This is a genomic window from Actinoallomurus oryzae, from assembly GCF_039541955.1.
GTDB classification, from domain to species: domain Bacteria; phylum Actinomycetota; class Actinomycetes; order Streptosporangiales; family Streptosporangiaceae; genus Actinoallomurus; species Actinoallomurus oryzae.
In genome coordinates this window covers 64,138-81,051 of record NZ_BAABHF010000043.1, presented here as the reverse complement: position 1 = coordinate 81,051, position 16,914 = coordinate 64,138, and the positions used below count along the sequence as shown (strand labels likewise).

The 16,914-nt window shown below is 71.5% G+C and carries 20 protein-coding genes; 7 read left to right on the top strand and 13 right to left on the bottom strand.

All coding sequences use genetic code 11. The features are described from left to right. Nucleotides 1-326: 326 nt before the first annotated feature. Nucleotides 327-1,004, top strand: a complete 678-nt coding sequence (locus tag ABEA10_RS34325) for a CHAP domain-containing protein (protein WP_345471099.1) — start codon at nucleotides 327-329, stop codon at nucleotides 1,002-1,004. On the opposite strand, the gene ABEA10_RS34320 is transcribed toward ABEA10_RS34325, so the two are convergent. The 10 genes from ABEA10_RS34320 to ABEA10_RS34275 form a co-directional block, all read right to left on the bottom strand. Then, nucleotides 998-1,315 carry a winged helix-turn-helix domain-containing protein gene (locus tag ABEA10_RS34320; protein WP_329252918.1) on the bottom strand — a complete coding sequence of 106 codons (318 nt, stop codon included), beginning with the start codon at nucleotides 1,313-1,315 and terminating at the stop codon, nucleotides 998-1,000. The genes ABEA10_RS34325 and ABEA10_RS34320 overlap by 7 nt on opposite strands. Then, on the bottom strand, nucleotides 1,312-1,764 hold the full coding sequence (locus ABEA10_RS34315; protein WP_345471096.1) for a hypothetical protein: 453 nt from the start codon (nucleotides 1,762-1,764) through the stop codon (nucleotides 1,312-1,314). Before ABEA10_RS34315 ends, ABEA10_RS34320 begins: the two co-directional genes overlap by 4 nt. A 120-nt stretch (nucleotides 1,765-1,884) precedes the next feature. Beyond that, the gene (locus ABEA10_RS34310; RefSeq protein WP_345471095.1) at nucleotides 1,885-2,511 is read right to left on the bottom strand and encodes a response regulator; all 627 of its coding nucleotides are present in this window, start codon (nucleotides 2,509-2,511) and stop codon (nucleotides 1,885-1,887) included. Further along, nucleotides 2,508-3,710 (bottom strand): sensor histidine kinase, encoded by a 1,203-nt coding sequence (locus tag ABEA10_RS34305; RefSeq protein WP_345471093.1) that lies wholly within the window; start codon nucleotides 3,708-3,710, stop codon nucleotides 2,508-2,510. Before ABEA10_RS34305 ends, ABEA10_RS34310 begins: the two co-directional genes overlap by 4 nt. Next, entirely contained in the window at nucleotides 3,668-4,480 is an 813-nt protein-coding gene (locus ABEA10_RS34300; protein WP_345471091.1) for an ABC transporter permease, read from the bottom strand. The genes ABEA10_RS34305 and ABEA10_RS34300 overlap by 43 nt, the downstream gene beginning before the upstream one ends. Continuing rightward, nucleotides 4,477-5,322, bottom strand: coding sequence for an ABC transporter ATP-binding protein (locus ABEA10_RS34295; RefSeq protein WP_345471089.1), 846 nt, complete (start codon nucleotides 5,320-5,322; stop codon nucleotides 4,477-4,479). The genes ABEA10_RS34300 and ABEA10_RS34295 overlap by 4 nt, the downstream gene beginning before the upstream one ends. A gap of 97 nt (nucleotides 5,323-5,419) precedes the next feature. Then, nucleotides 5,420-6,214, bottom strand: coding sequence for a site-2 protease family protein (locus ABEA10_RS34290; protein ID WP_345471087.1), 795 nt, complete (start codon nucleotides 6,212-6,214; stop codon nucleotides 5,420-5,422). A gap of 11 nt (nucleotides 6,215-6,225) precedes the next feature. Next, complete coding sequence (locus ABEA10_RS34285) at nucleotides 6,226-6,798, bottom strand: TetR/AcrR family transcriptional regulator (RefSeq protein WP_345471085.1); 573 nt, start codon at nucleotides 6,796-6,798, stop codon at nucleotides 6,226-6,228. Nucleotides 6,799-6,825: 27 nt separating this feature from the next. Further along, entirely contained in the window at nucleotides 6,826-7,224 is a 399-nt protein-coding gene (locus ABEA10_RS34280) for a DUF3224 domain-containing protein (protein WP_345471083.1), read from the bottom strand. Nucleotides 7,225-7,292: 68 nt separating this feature from the next. Continuing rightward, entirely contained in the window at nucleotides 7,293-8,090 is a 798-nt protein-coding gene (locus ABEA10_RS34275; RefSeq protein WP_345471081.1) for a TetR/AcrR family transcriptional regulator, read from the bottom strand. A gap of 70 nt (nucleotides 8,091-8,160) precedes the next feature. On the opposite strand from ABEA10_RS34275, the gene ABEA10_RS34270 reads away from it, so the two are divergent. Then, complete coding sequence (locus ABEA10_RS34270) at nucleotides 8,161-9,030, top strand: NAD(P)H-binding protein (protein WP_345471078.1); 870 nt, start codon at nucleotides 8,161-8,163, stop codon at nucleotides 9,028-9,030. A 9-nt stretch (nucleotides 9,031-9,039) separates the two neighbouring features. Here ABEA10_RS34270 and nucS read toward each other — a convergent pair whose 3' ends face one another. Then, the gene (gene nucS / locus ABEA10_RS34265; protein ID WP_345471076.1) at nucleotides 9,040-9,699 is read right to left on the bottom strand and encodes an endonuclease NucS; all 660 of its coding nucleotides are present in this window, start codon (nucleotides 9,697-9,699) and stop codon (nucleotides 9,040-9,042) included. 116 nt (nucleotides 9,700-9,815) lie between these two features. Between nucS and ABEA10_RS34260 the strand changes: the two genes are divergently transcribed. The 4 genes from ABEA10_RS34260 (at nucleotide 9,816) to ABEA10_RS34245 (ending at nucleotide 13,746) form a co-directional block, all read left to right on the top strand. Beyond that, nucleotides 9,816-11,450 carry a 3-hydroxyacyl-CoA dehydrogenase family protein gene (locus ABEA10_RS34260; protein WP_345471074.1) on the top strand — a complete coding sequence of 545 codons (1,635 nt, stop codon included), beginning with the start codon at nucleotides 9,816-9,818 and terminating at the stop codon, nucleotides 11,448-11,450. Between the two features lie 83 nt (nucleotides 11,451-11,533). Then, the gene (locus ABEA10_RS34255; RefSeq protein ID WP_329252965.1) at nucleotides 11,534-11,845 is read left to right on the top strand and encodes an ATP/GTP-binding protein; all 312 of its coding nucleotides are present in this window, start codon (nucleotides 11,534-11,536) and stop codon (nucleotides 11,843-11,845) included. A 10-nt stretch (nucleotides 11,846-11,855) separates the two neighbouring features. Next, nucleotides 11,856-12,566, top strand: a complete 711-nt coding sequence (locus ABEA10_RS34250) for an alpha/beta hydrolase (RefSeq protein WP_345471072.1) — start codon at nucleotides 11,856-11,858, stop codon at nucleotides 12,564-12,566. 394 nt (nucleotides 12,567-12,960) lie between these two features. After that, nucleotides 12,961-13,746 (top strand): alpha/beta fold hydrolase, encoded by a 786-nt coding sequence (locus ABEA10_RS34245; RefSeq protein ID WP_345471070.1) that lies wholly within the window; start codon nucleotides 12,961-12,963, stop codon nucleotides 13,744-13,746. Between the two features lie 3 nt (nucleotides 13,747-13,749). On the opposite strand, the gene ABEA10_RS34240 is transcribed toward ABEA10_RS34245, so the two are convergent. After that, on the bottom strand, nucleotides 13,750-14,379 hold the full coding sequence (locus tag ABEA10_RS34240) for a TetR/AcrR family transcriptional regulator (protein WP_345471068.1): 630 nt from the start codon (nucleotides 14,377-14,379) through the stop codon (nucleotides 13,750-13,752). A gap of 115 nt (nucleotides 14,380-14,494) precedes the next feature. Here ABEA10_RS34240 and ABEA10_RS34235 point away from each other — a divergent pair, with 115 nt between their 5' ends. Next, nucleotides 14,495-15,121, top strand: a complete 627-nt coding sequence (locus tag ABEA10_RS34235) for an FMN-dependent NADH-azoreductase (RefSeq protein WP_345471066.1) — start codon at nucleotides 14,495-14,497, stop codon at nucleotides 15,119-15,121. A gap of 68 nt (nucleotides 15,122-15,189) precedes the next feature. On the opposite strand, the gene ABEA10_RS34230 is transcribed toward ABEA10_RS34235, so the two are convergent. Beyond that, nucleotides 15,190-16,890 (bottom strand): AI-2E family transporter, encoded by a 1,701-nt coding sequence (locus ABEA10_RS34230; RefSeq protein ID WP_345471064.1) that lies wholly within the window; start codon nucleotides 16,888-16,890, stop codon nucleotides 15,190-15,192. Nucleotides 16,891-16,914: the final 24 nt, after the last annotated feature.

Here is a 16,914-nt window from a genome sequence, read left to right as displayed (position 1 = left end):
CACCACCCACTAGAAGGGGATTCTGTTGCAGGTAAATTACCGCAACCGATCCAGCCCGGCCCGGACGTTTCCGGCCCTGCGGTCGAAGCAACGCAGGCACCAGCGATCACCCTTTTCCCCGCCGTAACAGCGAGGAGCGCCAATGTGGCTCGGATCACGCTCGTATGGCTTCTGACCTGGGCTTTTGTCTTGCTACGTTGCGATAAATCTTGTGGTACACCCCTAAGTCTCCCCGCAAGTCCTCGGTTCGGCGCGCCCCTCGTGCCTTAGATCATCTTCCACGCGTCGGCCGGCTCCGGAGCGGCAGGAAGCCAAGGAGTCCCCCCGTGTCCCTTTCCCCTCGATATACAGCGATCCCCTTCCGTGAGCGTCTCACGCTCCCGTTCCGCGAGGGCCTCCCGTTCCGCGGGCGTCTCACGCTCCCGATCCGGGGGCGTCTCGCGGCCGTCATCGCCGCCGTCATGGCGGTCGTGGCGGCGGCGACCATCGTGATCGGGGTGCTCGTCGGGGTCCAGCGCCCGCTCCCCACCGCCGCCGACGCGCTGAAGGTCGCCCTCTCCCAGGTCGGTACCACGGAGGACGCCGCCGGCGGCAGCAAGTTCAACCAGTGGTTCATGTCCTCGCCGTACGCCCGTGCCGGCGTGGAGCGGGACGGCGGATCGGTCGGCGACTACGCGAACGCCAGCTGGTGCGACATGTTCGTGACCTGGGTCGGCGACAAGGCCGGCGTCAAGGGGATGGGCGGCGACGCCTTCACCCCGTCACACGCCAGGTGGTTCAAGGACCAGGGTCGCTGGGGGACCGTCCCCAAGCCCGGCGCGGTCGTCTTCTTCTCCTGGAGCGGCGGCGGCATCGACGACATCGACCACGTCGGCCTGGTCATCAGGGACAACCACGACGGCACCATCCGTACCGTCGAGGGCAACACGGACGACGCCGTGAAGATCCGCACCCGCAGCACGGACAGCGTCGTCGGCTACGGCTACCCCGACTACGGTCACTGATCTCCGGCGGGAGCCGGCGCCGCGCGGCCGACCAGTTGCCGTAGGGCCTCGACGTGGCCCTCGAAGGCCGTACGGCCTCGTGGGGTCAGGGTGACCAGGGTGCGCCGTCGCCGGCCGGCGCCCTCCTTGCGGACCTCGGCGTACCCGGCCTCGGCGAGGGTGGAGACCTGTTTGGAGAGTGCGGAGTCGGAGAGTTCGAGGCTTTCCTTGAGGAAGCCGAACTCGGCCCACTCGGTCGCCGAGAGCAGCGCCATCAGGCTCAGCCGCGTCGGCGGATGGATCAGTTCGTCGAAGCCCGCCGGGGTGGTCACGCCGCCCTCCGGTGCAGCAACGCCCGGTACACCGGCTGGGCGACCGCGACGTAGGCGATGATCAGCACGCCGATCAGGGTGTGCCCCATCGGCACGTCGATCCGCTCGACCAGCCAGAGCCCGCCGAGGGCGAGGGCGCCGCTGACGGCCGCGACGCCGCCGAGGACGGCCCAGAACCGGCCGGTCAGCTGGGACCGGTGCATGACCGCCTTGGCGCGCCGACCGGCACGGGTGAAGCAGGCCAGGGCGGCGACCACGGCGACGAAGAAGAGGCTCAGCTGCAGGGCCAGGGGCCCGGGAAGATCCAGTGTCGCGAAGCCGGCGAGCATCACGACCATGCCGGTGGCGTCCCAGCCGCGGTGCCGGCCGCGCGTCGCGCCGTCGATGACCTGGTTGCGGCGCTTGGCGATCTCCTCGAGTCCGGCCTGGGCGTCCTCGATGTGGTTCATGTCGATCCCCTTCCCTTTGACTTGCCTACTAGGAAAGTTAACGCTTCACTTTCCCGGTAGGCAAGTCAAAGGGTGGAAACTTTTCCGGAGTGCCTCGCCGGCCGCCTGGTCGATCGTGGCTCAGCCGCCGGGAGGGGGCAGGATGCCGCGTTCGAGCGCGGCGGTGACCGCGGCCGTACGGTCGGAGACGTCCAGCTTGCCGAACGTCCGCAGGAGATGGGTCTTGACCGTCGCCTCGCTGATCAGCAGCTCGCGTCCGATCTCGGCGTTCGTACGGCCGCGGGCGACCAGCCGCAGCACCTCGATCTCGCGCCGCGACAGCTCCACCGGCGAGCGCATGCGGGACACGAGCTTGGCCGCGACCGACGGCGCCAGCACGGTCTCACCCCGCGCCGCCGCACGGATCGCCTGGGCCAGCTCGGCCCGCGACGCGTCCTTGAGCAGGTAGCCCGCCGCGCCCGCCTCGACGGCGCGCAGGATGTCCGCGTCGGTGTCGTACGTCGTCAGCACCACGACCCGGGTCTCCGGCCGCTGGACGAGCACCCGTGAGGTCGCCTCCACGCCGTCGCCGCCGGGCATGCGCAGGTCCATCAGCACGACGTCGGGCTCGTGCGCGCGCACCGCCGCGACCGCCTCGGCGGCGCCGCCCGCCTCGGCCACCACCTCCAGGTCGTCCTCGGCCGCGAGCATGCCGCGCAGCCCCTCGCGTACGACCGGGTGGTCGTCCACCAGCAGGATCCTGATCACGCCGGTACCTCCACGATGATCGAGGTGCCCTCGCCGGGCCGACTGGCGATCTTAAGGGTGCCGCCGACCTGGCCGGCGCGATCACGCATGCCGCGCAGGCCGAAGCCGCTCGCCGTCGCCGGGTCGAAGCCCCGGCCGTCGTCGCTTACCTCCAGGCGCACCGCCGTCTCGCCGTAGTCGAGCGCGATCTCCACGCGACCGGCCTTGGCGTGCTTGCGGACGTTCGCCAGCCCCTCCTGCGCGGTGCGCAGCAGGACCACCTCCGTCCGGGCGGCCAGCCGGCGCGGCTCGCCGGCGACGACGCACTCGGTGTCCACGTCCAGCTCCTCTCCCAGACGGTCCGACAGCCGGCGTACGGCCTCGTCCAGCGATGAGTCGCCGAGAGCGGCGGGCGGGACGGCGGCCACGAGGGTGCGGGCCTCGGCGAGGTTCTCCCGGGCGGTACGGACGGCCAGGCCGAGCTGCCGCCGTGCCTCCGCGGGATCGGAGTCGATGCGCGGCTCGGCCGCCTGCAGCAGCATCAGGATGCTGGTGAAGCCCTGCGCGAGCGTGTCGTGGATCTCGGCGGTGAGGCGTTCGCGCTCGGCCATGGCCCCGGCCTCCCGGCTCACCTCGGCCAGCTCCGCACGGGTCGCCTCCAGCTGCTCGATCAGCTCCCGGCGTTCGCGGCTCTGCCGGATGATCCGCTCGACCCAGAGCCCGAAGAACACCGAGAAGGTGATGGTCACGATCGTCCAGGTCACGAACGACGCGACCGAACCGCCGTCGTGCACGCCCCGAAGGAACCGTACGGCCGGGGCGGCGTTGAGCAGCACCACCGCGATGCTCGCGCGCCACCACTCGGTGATGATGTAGCACTGCGGGGAGAGCGCGAACAGGATCAGCGCGCTCTGCGGTGCGGCCAGCGACGCCGCGAATGACAGGACGAGCAGCCCGGCGACGTACACATAGGGCAGCGGTCCGCCCCGACCCGCGCCGAGCAGCCGCCGGCCGAGGAGGAGGTACCACGGGACCATGGCGAGGAGGAGAACGACCGCGGCCGCGCCGTTCGGCCACGAGAAATTCTCCGTCGTCACATAGAGGACCGTGCAGGCCAGGACCAGGACGAAGTACGCCTCCCATCGTCCCAGTCCCAGCTCCCAAGCGTCTTCACCGCTCACCCGTCGTCGCGTCGCTTCCAGCGGAAGGTCGTCAGGCACAGGACGAAGCCTGCTACACCCCAGGCCGCCAGCACCAGAGCGGTTCTGCCGTGCTCCCACGCGTGGGCCGGCTCGGCGGACAGCAGCGAGTCGGGTAGTAGCGCCGACCGCAGCCCCTGGCAGATCCACTTCAGCGGGAACACCGCCCCGGCCTCCTGGACGCCCTTCGGTAGATCGGTGAAGGTGAGGTACACGCCGGAGAGGAACTGCAGCACGATGTACGGCACGTTGAGCACCGCCGCGGCGCCCCGGCCCGAACGCGGCACGCTGCTGACCGCGATGCCGAGCAGCGTGCAGACGGCCACGCCCGCGACGAACACCCAGACGAAGGTGAGCCAGCGCTCGGGCGTGCTCGGCGGCTTCAGCCCGAACATCAGGTGGCCGAGCAGGAAGAGGATCACCGTCTCGGTCACCGACAGCACCAGCGCGGTGATCGTCTTGCCGATGAAGTACGCGGACGGCGGCATCGGCGTGCCGTACAGACGTTTGAGCGTGCCGTCGTCCCGCTCCTGCGCGATGCCGACGCCGAGGCTGATGAACGTGGTCGACGCGATCCCGCTCGCGATGATCCCGGCGGCGAAGTACTGCCGGAAGTCCACGCCCGTGCCCTGGATCTCGCCCTTGAAGATGGTGCCGAAGATCAGCATGAGGACGATCGGCACCGCGAAGGTGAAGGCCATCGCCTCCCGCTCGCGTACGAAGCCCTTCAGCTCCAGCGCACCGCGCGAGAGCCCGATCCGTAGGGTGGACGGCATCGCCAGGCTGCTCATCGGCCTGCTCCGATCATGGTGAGGTAGGCGTCCTCGAGGGAGGGGCGGGTGACCGTCAGCTCCGGGACCTCGCCGCCGAACTTCTGGCTCAGCTCGGCCACGACCTGGGTGGGGGAGTGGGTCTCGATCGTCTGCGGCCCTTCGGGGCCGGTCCAGCTCACGCGGGCCTTCGCCGCGGACCGGCCGCCCAGCTCCCGCGGCGTGGCGACCTCGACGAGCCGTCCGCGCGCGATGACGCCGACCCGGTTCGCGAGGGCCTCGGCCTCGTCCAGGTAGTGGGTGGTCAGCAGGATCGTCGTGCCGTCGCCCGCCAGGCTCTCGATCAGCTTCCAGAACCGCCGCCGCGCGTCCGGGTCGAAGCCGGTCGTCGGTTCGTCCAGGAAGACCAGCTCCGGGCCGCCGATGATGCCGAGCGCGACGTCGACCCGCCGGCGCTGCCCACCGGAAAGCTGCGACAGGCGCGCCCCGGCCTTCTCGGTCAGCCCGACGGCCTCGATCACCTCGTCGGGATCGCGCGGGGCCGGGTAGTAGCCGGCGAAGTGCCGCACCGCCTCCCGTACGGTGAGCTGGGGCCGCTCGTCGGAGGTCTGCGACACGATGCCGATGCGGGCCCGCCAGCGCCGCGTGGGCCGCCCGGGGTCGGTGCCGAGCACCGCGACCTCCCCGCCGGTCCGCCGCCGGTGTCCCTCGAGGATCTCGACCGTCGTGCTCTTGCCCGCCCCGTTCGGCCCGAGCAGGGCGAACACCTCACCACGGGGAATGTCCAGGTCGACGCCGTTCACCGCGTCGACGTCGCCGTACCGCTTGCGCAGGCCGCGTACGCGCACCGCCGTTTCGTCCATACCGACAGCGTCGCGGCGGCCGGCGCCTCACGCGATCGGCGATCCGGTCATTCCCGTGTCCACCGAACGACGGACACGCGCGGCCCGGCTCACATGATCAGCCGAGGCCGACCTTCTGCCAGAACTGGAACAGGGCGTGGCCGACCGTGGTGAGGTCGGTGTTGATGCCGAACAGGTCGGTCAGGTGGTAAATGATCGAGAAGAACCCGCGGTTGATCGGGCCGATCCACAGCAGCGCCATCAGGGCGATGAACGCGTAGCCCCCGACCCGGTTGGCCTGCGCCACCCACGAGCGCGGCAGGTACGGCTCGACGATGCCGAAGCCGTCCAGTCCCGGCACCGGCAGGAGGTTGAGCACCGCGGCGGTGACCTGCAAGAACGCCAGGAACGCCAGGGCACTCCAGAACAGGGCGTGGTCCAGGCTCGTCGCGAGCTGCGTCAGCACGACGCCCAGGACGATCGCGAAGGCGAGGTTGGCGAGCGGGCCGGCCGCCGAGATCAGGCTGTGCCGCAGCCGGCCGCGGATCGCGCCCCGGTTGATGTAGACCGCGCCGCCGGGCAGGCCGATGCCGCCGAGCAGCAGGAACAGCACCGGCAGCAGGAAGCTCAGCGCCATGTCCGTGTACTTCAGCGGGTTGAGCGTGAGGTATCCCTTGGCGGCCATGCTGCGGTCGCCCGAACGAAAGGCGAAGAACGCGTGCCCGAACTCGTGCAGGCACAGGGACACGATCCAGCCGGAGACCACGAACACGAACAGCAGGATCCGGGCCGACTGCCCCACGTCCGTGCCGTACCGCCACACGGCCAGCCCGGACAGGGCGAACAGGCCGAGGACGAACAGGAAGACGGGGCTGGGCCGCACGGAGGACCGCAGGGCGGTGACGTTGCTCATCGGTGAACTCTTCAGCTGCTCTCTGCGAGGGCGGGGACGACGTAGGTGCGGAGGAACTCGCGGGGCTCATCCTCGCGCGGCATGACGATCATCGAGGAGATGATGCGGAAAAGGAACTCCACCGCTCCTTCAACGGTGATGTCCGCCCGGAGGGTTCCCGCCCGCTGAGCGGCGCCGAAGTACGGCCGTACGTAGTCGGCGCAGAGATGCAGCAGGCGCTCGGCGCCGCCGATGACCGCGGCCTGGGTGTGCCCGGCCGCGTCGGGCGCCATCAGCGCGGCGACGTGCGGCTCACCGCGGACGAACGCGACGGCGTCCACGACCCCTTCGACGATCGCGTCCGGCACCGACCGCTCATGGCGTAGCCGCCCCGACAGCCGGTCGAGGAAACGCCGCAGGTCGCGCAGGACGACGGCCAGGATCACCTCGTCCCGCCCGCCCGCGAAGCTACGGTAGACGGTGGCGCGCGAGAGCCCGGCGGACGCCGCGATGTCCTCGACCGTGGTCTTGGCGACGCCGTAACGCGCGAAGCACTCTTCGGCGGCGTTCACGATCCTCGTCCGGACGTCGGTAGCCTGCGGCATGCCCCGCAGGCTACCCGCCGGGCCGGGTCAGGCGATCGTGTAGTCGAGGGTGTAGGAGTGGCCGCCGTCGGGGCCGATGATGATCTGGCCCTCGCCGGTGATGCCCGTCAGGTCGCCGGTGCCCGTGCCTTCGGTGATCTTCCAGGAGAGCCAGGGGTCGCCGTTCTCCCCGCCGGCGTTGTGCTGGAGTACGAATCCTCCGCTGCGGCCGTCCAGAGTTCCCTCGAAGCGTTCGATCGCCACGTACGCGCGAGGCGTCTCGCCGGTGGCCACCGTGAGCAGTTCGGCCGTGCTGGTGCCGGTGAGATCGCCGCTGAAGGTCTTCTCGACGTGCACCCGTGCGATCTTGGTCTCCTGGTGGACGTCGTACGGCTCGCCGGCGTCGAAGACGTCAAGGACGAAGGTCCCGGTTGCGTGCTTTGTCATGGTGGCGATCCTGCCGGGGATACCTGACACGTCGTGACAGCTTTGCCGTGCGGCGTCAGACGGGCGCCCTAAGGCGTGGATCGGGCTCGCTCCACGGCCGTCTGGATGCCGGCCAGCATCCGCTGGAGGCCGAACTCGTACGCCTCGGCGTTCGCGCCCGAGGTGCCGGCGTCGAAGCCGCCCTCGCGCCAGAGCCTCGCGATCGTCGGATGCCGGGTCATGTCGAAGTAGTCCTCCCAGAACGACCCGCGCGCCGCCCACCAGGCGTCCGCCGACTCCCCGGTCGCCCGCTCCGCCTGCTCGTACTCCGCCTCGGTCGCCGCGGCCGCGTGGACGAAGGTGACGACCGTCCCCGCCGCCGCCGTGATCTGCCGGGGCGACAGGCCGATCCCGGACAGCGCGGACAGCAGGTACTCCTGCTGCGCCATCAGGCCGGGGCCGAGCGGTGGCCGCACGGTGGAGATCTCCCGTAGCCAGGGGTGGCGCCGGTACGCGGCGCGCGTGCGCTCCGCGTACAGCTCGATCTGCTCCCGCCAGCCCCCCGGCCGTGGGTCGCCCGGGCCGGGGAGCTCGCGTTCGGCGAGCACCGCGTCGACCATCAGGTCGATCAGCTCGGCCTTGCCCGGTACGTACGTGTAGAGCGACATGGTGCCGGCGCCGGCCTCTTCCGCGACCCGGACCATCGACATCGCCGCCAGGCCTTCGCGGTCCGCCACCGCCAGGGCGGCGCGGACGATCCGGTCGACGGTGAGCTTGGGCCGGCGTCCGCGGGCCGGCCTGCCGTCCGCCCGCCCGGCGGCATGGTCGCGCCACAGCAGCGCCAGCGTCCGCTCCGGGTCGCCACCGCCGCTGCGCTCCACCGTCATGGCTTGATCCTACTTTCTCGTATGCCGTACGGTTAATATTCCCGTAGGGCATACGAGAATGGAGTGAACCGTGACGATCCTGGTGACAGGGGCGACCGGCAACGTCGGGCGGATCGTGGTCGAGCAACTCGTGGAGGCCGGTGAGCGGGTACGAGTGATCACTCGGCGGCCGGAGACGGCCGTGTTCCCCGCGGGCGTGGAGGCCGGCTACGGAGATCTCGCCGACCCCGCGACACTGGCCGGGCCGCTGACGGAGGTCGAGCGCCTGTACCTGTTCCCGCACCCCGAGACCGCCGGGGAGGTGGTCGACCGGGCGAAGCGGGCGGGCGTACGGCGGATCGTGGTGCTGTCGTCGGGCGCGGTGACCGCCGGCCTGGACACGGACTTCCACCTGCCGGTGGAGCGGGCCGTGGAGGACTCCGGATTGGAGTGGACTCACGTGCGGGCCGGTGAGTTCATGCTGAACCGGCTCTGGCTGTGGGGCGAGTCGATCCGCGCGCAGGACGTCGTCCGCGACCCGTATCCCGACCAGGGCGGGATACCGGTGCACGAGCGGGACATCGCCGACGTCGCCGTGCGAGCGCTGCTCCACGACGGCCACGCCGGCGCCGCGTACACGCTCCTCGGGCCGGAGTGGATCACTCGGCGTGAGCAGGTCGCCGCGATCGCCGCCGCCGTCGGCCGGGAAGTCCGTTTCGAACGGGTCGGGCGGGAGGAGGCGCGGGAGATCTACCGGAAGATGGGCGGGTTCGCCGCGGCGAACGCCGACTTCCTGCTCGGCTTCCGCGACTACGGAGGCCGGGAGATCGAACCCGAGGCGGCACCGCCGAGCAGCGCGTCCGGCTGGTCTTCGATGCCGACCGCCGAAGCGGTCACCGGACGGCCCGCCCGCACGTTCGCCCAGTGGGCCCGCGACCACGCGGCCGATCTCACGGCATAGGGCCCCGGGTCAGAACAGGGTGTCGTCGCGCTCGATGCCGCGCAGGGCGTCGTAGTCGAGGGTCACGCAGCCGATGCCGCGGTCCTCGGCCAGCACGCGCGCCTGCGGCTTGATCTCCTGGGCGGCGAACACGCCGCGGACCGGGGCCAGGAGCGGGTCGCGGTTGAGCAGTTCGAGGTAGCGGGTCAGCTGCTCGACGCCGTCGATCTCGCCGCGGCGCTTGATCTCGATGGCGACCGTGGCGTTCGCCTCGTCGCGGCACAGGATGTCGACCGGGCCGATCGCGGTGGGGTACTCCCGGCGGATCAGCTTCCACCCGTCGCCCAGCGTCGTGATGTGCTCGGCGAGCAGTTCTTGCAGGTGGGCCTCGACGCCGTCCTTCTGCAGCCCCGGGTCGATGCCCAGCTCGTGGCTGGAGTCGTGCAGGATCTCCTCGATCGTCAGGATGAGCTGCTCACCGGACTTGCCGTGCGTGACCGTCCACTTGCCCTCTTCTTCCCTGAGGGTGCAGGGAGGGTTCATCCAGTTGAGCGGCTTGTACGCCCGGTCGTCGGCGTGGATCGAGACGGACCCGTCGGCCTTGATGAGGACCAGCCGCGGGGCCATGGGCAGGTGGGCGGTGAGCTTGCCGACATAGTCGACGCTGCAACGGGCGATGACGAGACGCACGGTCGCCCACCTTAGTGGTCCGGCGCCCACCCCTCAGGCCCGTCGGACAATCCGTCCGCGATCCGCGCCGCCACCACCTCGTGTTCGCCGGTGGCGGGCGTGCCAGACTGCGGAGCATGAGCGCATCGGTGAGCAGGGTGGGAGTCGTCGGGCTGGGCACGATGGGCGCGGGCATCGCCGAGGTGCTGGCACGCGGCGGCCACTCCGTCGTCGGGGTCGAGGTGAACGACGACGCGCTCCAGCGTGGCCGCGACCACCTGGAGAGGTCGACCGGCCGTGCCGTACGCCGGGGCCGGCTGTCGGAGGAGGACAAGGCGGCGATCCTCGGCCGGATGGAGCTCGGCACCTCCTTCGCCGGGCTCGCCGAGTGCGACCTGGTCATCGAGGCGGTGCCCGAGCGGCTGGACCTCAAGCGCCGGGTGTTCGAGGAGCTCGACAAGGTGTGCCGTCCCGACGCGGTGCTCGCCACCAACACCTCTTCGCTGTCGGTCACCGAGATCGCGGCGGCCACCGGCCGGCCCGAGCAGATCGTCGGCGTGCACTTCTTCAACCCCGCGCCGGTCATGAAGCTGGTCGAGGTGATCCACACCGTCCTCACCCGGCCCGAGGCGCTCACGGCCGTCCAGGAGCTGGTCGGCGGCCTCGGCAAGGTCGCCGTCACCGTGGGCGACCGGGCCGGTTTCATCGCGAACCGGCTGCTGTTCGGCTATCTCAACCAGGCCGCCGGGATGTACGAGGCCGGGTACGCCACGCGTGAGGACATCGACGCGGCGATGACGAGCACGGGCCTGCCGATGGGACCGCTCACGCTCATGGACCTCATCGGCCTCGACGTGTCGCTGGAGGTCTGCGAGGCGATCTACCGCGAGACCCGCGACCGGCGGCACGCGCCCGCGCCGATCCTGCGGCGCCTCGTCACCGCCGGGCTGCTCGGCCGCAAGACCGGCCGCGGCTTCTACACGTACGACGGGGCCGAGCAGGCCGAAGAACGGGAGACGGAGGGCGTGCCCAGCGTCGGCGTCGCCGGGTCCGGGCCGCTCGCCGTCGCCGTGATCCAGGCCGCCGTACGCGCCGGGGCGGACGTCCGCTTCGTCGCGGGCGACGACGACAAGGCACGCGCCGTACGGGACGCCGTCGGTGAGGAGGTCACCGGCGGCACCGACCTGTCGCTGCTCGCCGACCGCGATCTGATCGTCGAGGCGGTGGCCGAGGACACCGCGGTCAAGCGGTCGCTGCTCGCCGCCGTCGACGACGTGGCGCGCGAGGGCGCGGTGCTGGCCACCACCGGCGCGACCGTTCCGGTCATCGAGCTGGCCATGGCCACCGACCGGCCGCAGGACGTCGTGGGCCTGCACCTGCCGGACCCCGAGGGCGGGCTCGCAGAGTTGGTGAGCACCGTCCTGACCGACCCCGGCGTCGCCGAGCGGGCCGCCGCGTACCTCACCCGGCTCGGCAAACGTCCCGTACGCTCCGCGGACCGGGCCGGCTTCATCGTCGACGCGCTGCGCGTGCCCTACCTCAACGACGCCGTCCGGATGCTGGAGTCCGGGTACGCCGACGCGGACGCGATCGACGCCGCGATGACCTACGGCTGCGGGTACCCGATCGGCCCCATCGCCGACCTCGACCGCATCGGGCTCGACCGGGCCGTGGAGGTGCTGCGCGCGCTGTACACGGAGTACCGCGAGCCCGCCTTCGCGCCCGCGCCGCTGCTGGACCGGCTCCGTACGGCCGGGGCGACCTTCCGCTGAGAGGCCCCGGTGCCGCGCGCCGGGCGACAGACTCCGGGCGGCCTCTCACGGGCGCGTCCGGCACAGCCCGTACCCTGATCGGCATGAGTCCGCGCAAAAACCGCCGCACACGCGACATGCCACGGGAAACCGGGCGTGGCGCGTTCGGCGGTCCGCAGCGGATCGAAGAGGGGCCCGACGGCGACTGGATCGTCCGGCCCGCGGCCGGTGCCGCCAAGACCTACCGCTGCCCCGGCTGCGACCAGGAGATCCCGCCGGGCGTCGGGCACGTCGTCGCGTGGCCCGCCGAGGGCGGCGGCCCGGAGGACCGGCGCCACTGGCACCGGCCCTGCTGGGAACACCGGCTGCACCGCACACCCAAGACCCAGCGGTCCGGCCGCGGCCCGCGCTACTGAGAGGACACTGATGCCGGACATCCGGGCGAGCACGGTGCTGCCCGCGCGCCGTACGGACATCGAACTGCAGACCGCCGACGGGCTGAAACTGGTCGGCGAGCTCGCGGTGCCGGAGGACCGGCCGCCCGTCGCGACGCTCATCTGCCTGCACCCGCTGCCCACCGCCGAGGGCATGATGGACAGCCACGTGCTGCGCAAGGCGTCGTACCGGCTGCCCGCGCTCGCCGGTCCGGCCGTCCTGCGGTTCAACACGCGCGGGACGAGCAGCGACCGCGGGACGAGTGAGGGGGAGTTCGGCGAGGGCGAGGCCGAGCGGTACGACGTCGCGGCGGCCCTGGAGTGGGCGGAGTACCACGACCTGCCGCGCACCTGGCTGCTCGGCTGGTCGTTCGGCACCGAGCTGGCGCTGCGGTGGGGCCGCGACCCGCTCGTGGAGGGGGCGATCCTGCTGTCGCCGCCGCTGCACCGCGCCACCGACGCCGACCTGGACGCGTGGGCGGAGTTCGGCCGCCCGCTGGTCGCGCTGGTGCCCGAGCGCGACGACTACCTGCGGCCGCCGGAGGCGCGGGAGAGGTTCAAGCGGGTGCCCCAGGCCGAGGTGGTGGGCGTCGACGGCGCCAAACACCTGTGGGTGGGCGAGCCGTACGTCCGGATCGTGCTGAACGAGATCGTGAAACGCGTGGTGCCGGAGGTGTATCCGCTGCCCACCGAGGTCCCCTAGGCTCCGGCCGTGCAGGCGGGCGACGATCTACGACGCCAGCGCCCGTGACTACCGGCTGGTGATCGCCGAGGACGCGACATCAGGGTTCGGCGAGTCCGCCCGGCCGGAGAGGACCGGGATCGCGGTCTGGTGCCTGATCGTCACCGCGATCGAAAGACGCCTGAGCGCAGGCACGGACGAATCGCCGACACCATCGTCACCAGCCTGATCCGCCGAGCCCGGTCCGCGCGGGCGCTAAACGTCGAAGACCGATCACGGCCACGGTTATCGGCAGGACGGGAATCACGGGTGACGATGAGCGGGGTCCGGCGCGTGCCGGGCCGGGGTGGGGCGTGAGCGTCGTCCGCGGGCGGGCTCCCCTGCCTCAGGGAGTCGCCGAACGGGGAGGGGCACCGTGCAGTTGTACACCCGCGACATCGGTGGCGGGACGCCGTTGGTGCTGTTGCACGCGTTTCCGCTGTCGTCGGCCATGTGGCTGGCACAGCGGGAGGGCTTAGCGACGCGTTTCCGGGTGTTGACTCCTGACCTGCGCGGATTCGGTGGTTCGTCCCTCGGCGGCGACGATCCCTCCATCGACGTCATGGCCGACGACGTCGCGGCCCTGCTCGACGCCAAGAACATCGATCGCGCCATCGTCGGCGGGCTGTCGATGGGCGGGTACGTCACGCTCGCGTTCTGCCGGCGCCATCCGGACCGCGTCCTCGGCGCCATCCTCGCCGACACCAAGGCCACGGAGGACACCCCGGCCGCTCGCGAGGGCCGCATCCGGATCGCCGAGCGCCTTGAGGCCGAGGGGAACGTCAGCGTGCTCTTGGAGGACCTGCTGCCGCGGCTGGTCGGCCCGACGACGATGCGCAGCCGCGCCCTGGTCTACGGCCGGGTGCGGGGGCTGGTGCAGTCGACGCCTCCGCAGGCCGCCGCCTGGGCGCAGCGGGCGATGGCCGCGCGCGCGGACTCGGTGGGCGCGCTCGCCGGGTTCCGCGCGCCGACCCTGGTGCTGCACGGGGCGGAGGACGTGATCATGACCGAGGACGACGCCCGGACCATGGCCGAGGCCCTGCCCAACGCCGAACTGATCACGATCCCCGGGGCCGGCCATCTCACCGCGGTCGAGCAGCCACAGCTGTTCAACGACGCGGTCACCGAGTTCGGCGCGGCCCTGACCCGTACGGTGCGCTGAGCGTCACGGAGAAGGCGGCACGGCGAGGCGGCGGGCGATCGCGTCGATCGCGTCGATCAGCGCGGGCAGCGGACGGCGCTCGTCGCGGCGCCAGTGGCGGACCTGCTCGGCGGTGAGCGCGGCGAGGAGCGTGTCGGCGCGGAGATCCGGGTCGGGAACGCCGGCGGCGGTGAGCAGCAGCCCGCAGTGCTGCCGCCAGAACCCATGAGAGCCGGTGCGCAGCCGCGCGCCCGGACTGGCGGTCTGTGACAGCGCCACGAGATCGAGGTGGGCGTCGACGTAGGCCAGGTAGGCGGAGACGAACGCGGCGAGCCGGTCCGCCGGGGGCGCTCCCGGGCCGAGCGGCGGTGGGCCGGACAGGATCGCGGCCTGCAGTTCGGACTCGCGCTCGTCGAGCAGGGCCGCCGCCAAGCCCGACTTGTCGCCGAAGCGGCGGTACAGCGTGCCCTTGCCGACGCCGGCGGCCGCGGCGACATCGTCCATGCTCACGGCGGCCACCCCGTTGCGCCGGAACAGCTCGTCCGCGGCGGCGAGCACCTTGGTGCGGTTGCGCGCCGCGTCGGCTCGCTCCCGCGGTGCGCCGCCCGTCAGCAGCGGCAGGTCTCTGCGGTCGGCCGCGGTGACACGGTGCATGGAACCGGACTCTAGTACAGATGATCGCGGGGGTTTGACGTATACGGACTAAAGTCCGTATATTCACGGCCAACGTAACCGGACTACAGTCCGGAAGGTCGATCGGAGCGAACGCATGGGAAAGCTGCTGCACATCTCCGCCTCGCCGCGCGACGACGCCTCGGAGTCACTGCGGATCGCACAGGTGTTTACGGACGCGTACCGGGAGACGCACCCCGGCGACGAGGTGGAGCACTGGGACCTGTGGGACGGGACGCTGCCGGACTTCGCCGTCGGCGCGAAGGCGAAGATGACGGTGTTCGGCGGCGGCGAGCCGCAGGACTCCGAGGCCGCGGCGTGGGCCGCGGCACGACGCACGTTCGAGCGGTTCGACGCCGCCGACCGGCTGCTGTTCAGCGTGCCGATGTGGAACGCGTCAGTGCCGTACGTGCTGAAGCAGTTCGTCGACGTGGTGAGCCAGCCCGGCTGGATCTTCAGCGTCGACCCGGCGACCGGGTACGGTCACCTGCTGGCGGGGCGCGGTAAGCGGGTCGCCGTCGTCTACACCAGCGCCGTGTGGGGCCCGGCGCTCGGCCCGGAGTTCGGCAGCGACTTCCAGTCGACGTTCTTCAACGACTGGCTGCGCTGGACAGGGCTGACCGACATCAGCGAGATCCCGTTCCACCCCACGCTCGCCGGCGACTACGAGGAGGCGCGGCGGGCGGCCGACGCCCAGGCACGCGACATCGCGAAGGGCTTCTGACGCCCCGGGGGCGATGTCGCTTCCGTCCGCCCACGCCGGCCTGCTGTGCGGGCCGGCGTGGGCGTGCCCTACGACTCCTCCTGGCGTGGCATCACGACCTCGCGCAGGATCAGCGCCACCGCCGCGGCGGCCGGGATCGCGAGGAGCGCGCCGATCACGCCGAGCAGCGCGCCGCCGATCAGCGCGGCGATGATCGTCACCGCGGGCTGTACGTCGACGGACCGCTTCATGACTCTCGGCTGGACGACGTAGTTCTCGACCTGCTGGTAGATCACGAAGAAGATCGCGGTGGCGATGCCGACCCACAGGCCGGAGAAGAACGATATGGCGGTCACGAAGACCGCCCCGATCGTGGCGCCGACCAGCGGGATCAGGTCGGTGATCGCCACGAGCAGCGCGAGCGCGAGAGCGTACGGCACCCCGACGATCAACAGGAAGATGTACGTCGTCACGCCGGCGATCAGCGAGATGAGCAGGTTGCCCGCGACGTACCCGCCGATCCGGGCGAGGATCTCGTCGCCGAGCAGCGCCACCCGCGCCCGCCGCGACCGCGGTGCCAGCCGGTACATGAAGCCGGTGATGCTCGGCAGCGAGGTCAGGAAGTACAGCGTGAGGATCAGCACGGTCAGCGTGCTGAAGACGCCACTGACCACGACCTGGCCGACGCCGACGACGCCGTTCGCGGCCCGGGTGCCCAGGTCCTTGCTCTCCAGGGCCGTCCGCGCCTTGTCCAGGAGGTGGTAGCGCTGGTCCAGGTCCCGCAGCTTGGGGTTGTTCTGCAGCTGTTCGAGGTAGCCGTGGCCGCTGGTCAGGTTGTGGATGATCGCGGTCGTCTGCTCCGACAGGGGCGGCACGATGGCGAACCCGAACGCCACGAAGAACCCGACCAGCGCCAGGAACACCAGCAGCACCGACCATCGGCGTGCGACGCCGATGCGTTCGAGCGCCTCCACGCCCGGGTTGAGGCCGACGGCCAGGAACAGCGCGACGACGATCAGGATGATGACCGAACGGGCGTTGGTGAGCGCCTGGACCAGGATGTACGCGGCGAGCACGCCGAGCGCGCCGTAGAAGCCGAAGACGAACGGATGGTTCCGGGTGAGCGGCCGTCCGGGCCGCCCGAACGGGAACCGCTCGTCCACGCCCGCCTCGCGCTGACGGGCCTTCATGTCGGTGATCGGATCCGCCTCGCCGTCCCGGCTACGCCGCCGCGCGAGCCCCCCGTCCTCTTCGGGGATCGCGGCCGTGCCTTCGGCGAGTGTCGCGATGGTCTGGTCCGCCGCGGCGGTCGAGGCCGGGCCGTCAGGGGCCGTGGTGGTCGCGGCGGCCGTGCCGTCGGCGACCGTGGTGGTGCTCGCGGCGCCGGGCGCCGTGGACCGGCCTGGACGGCCTGTGGCGGCCAGGCCGCCGGGCTGCGCGCCTCCCGTCGTTCCGCCGGTGGTGCCGGAGATCTTCTGGCGCTGGGCCCACATGCGGCGGCCCCACAGCACGAGGCGCTTCACCTGGTCCGTCGCCGCGGTGCCCGGCTTGCTCCGGCCGTCTCCCGTCTCATCGGACGCACCACAACCGTCCTCGCGCGGCGTGCCGGTTTCGGACGAGGCCTCATGGGCTGCTCCGGCCGCGCCGGTTTCGGACGCGTCCGTCTCCGGCGTTTCGGAATTAGCCGTATCGGAGCCGGCCTCATCGGCCGGCTCCTTCGTACGGCGGCGGGCCCGGGCCAGCAGGCCCCGGTCCGCGCGCCGATCGCTCTCCGGGAGTTCTTCAGGCACCCTTCACCTCCCGTGGAGTGCCCC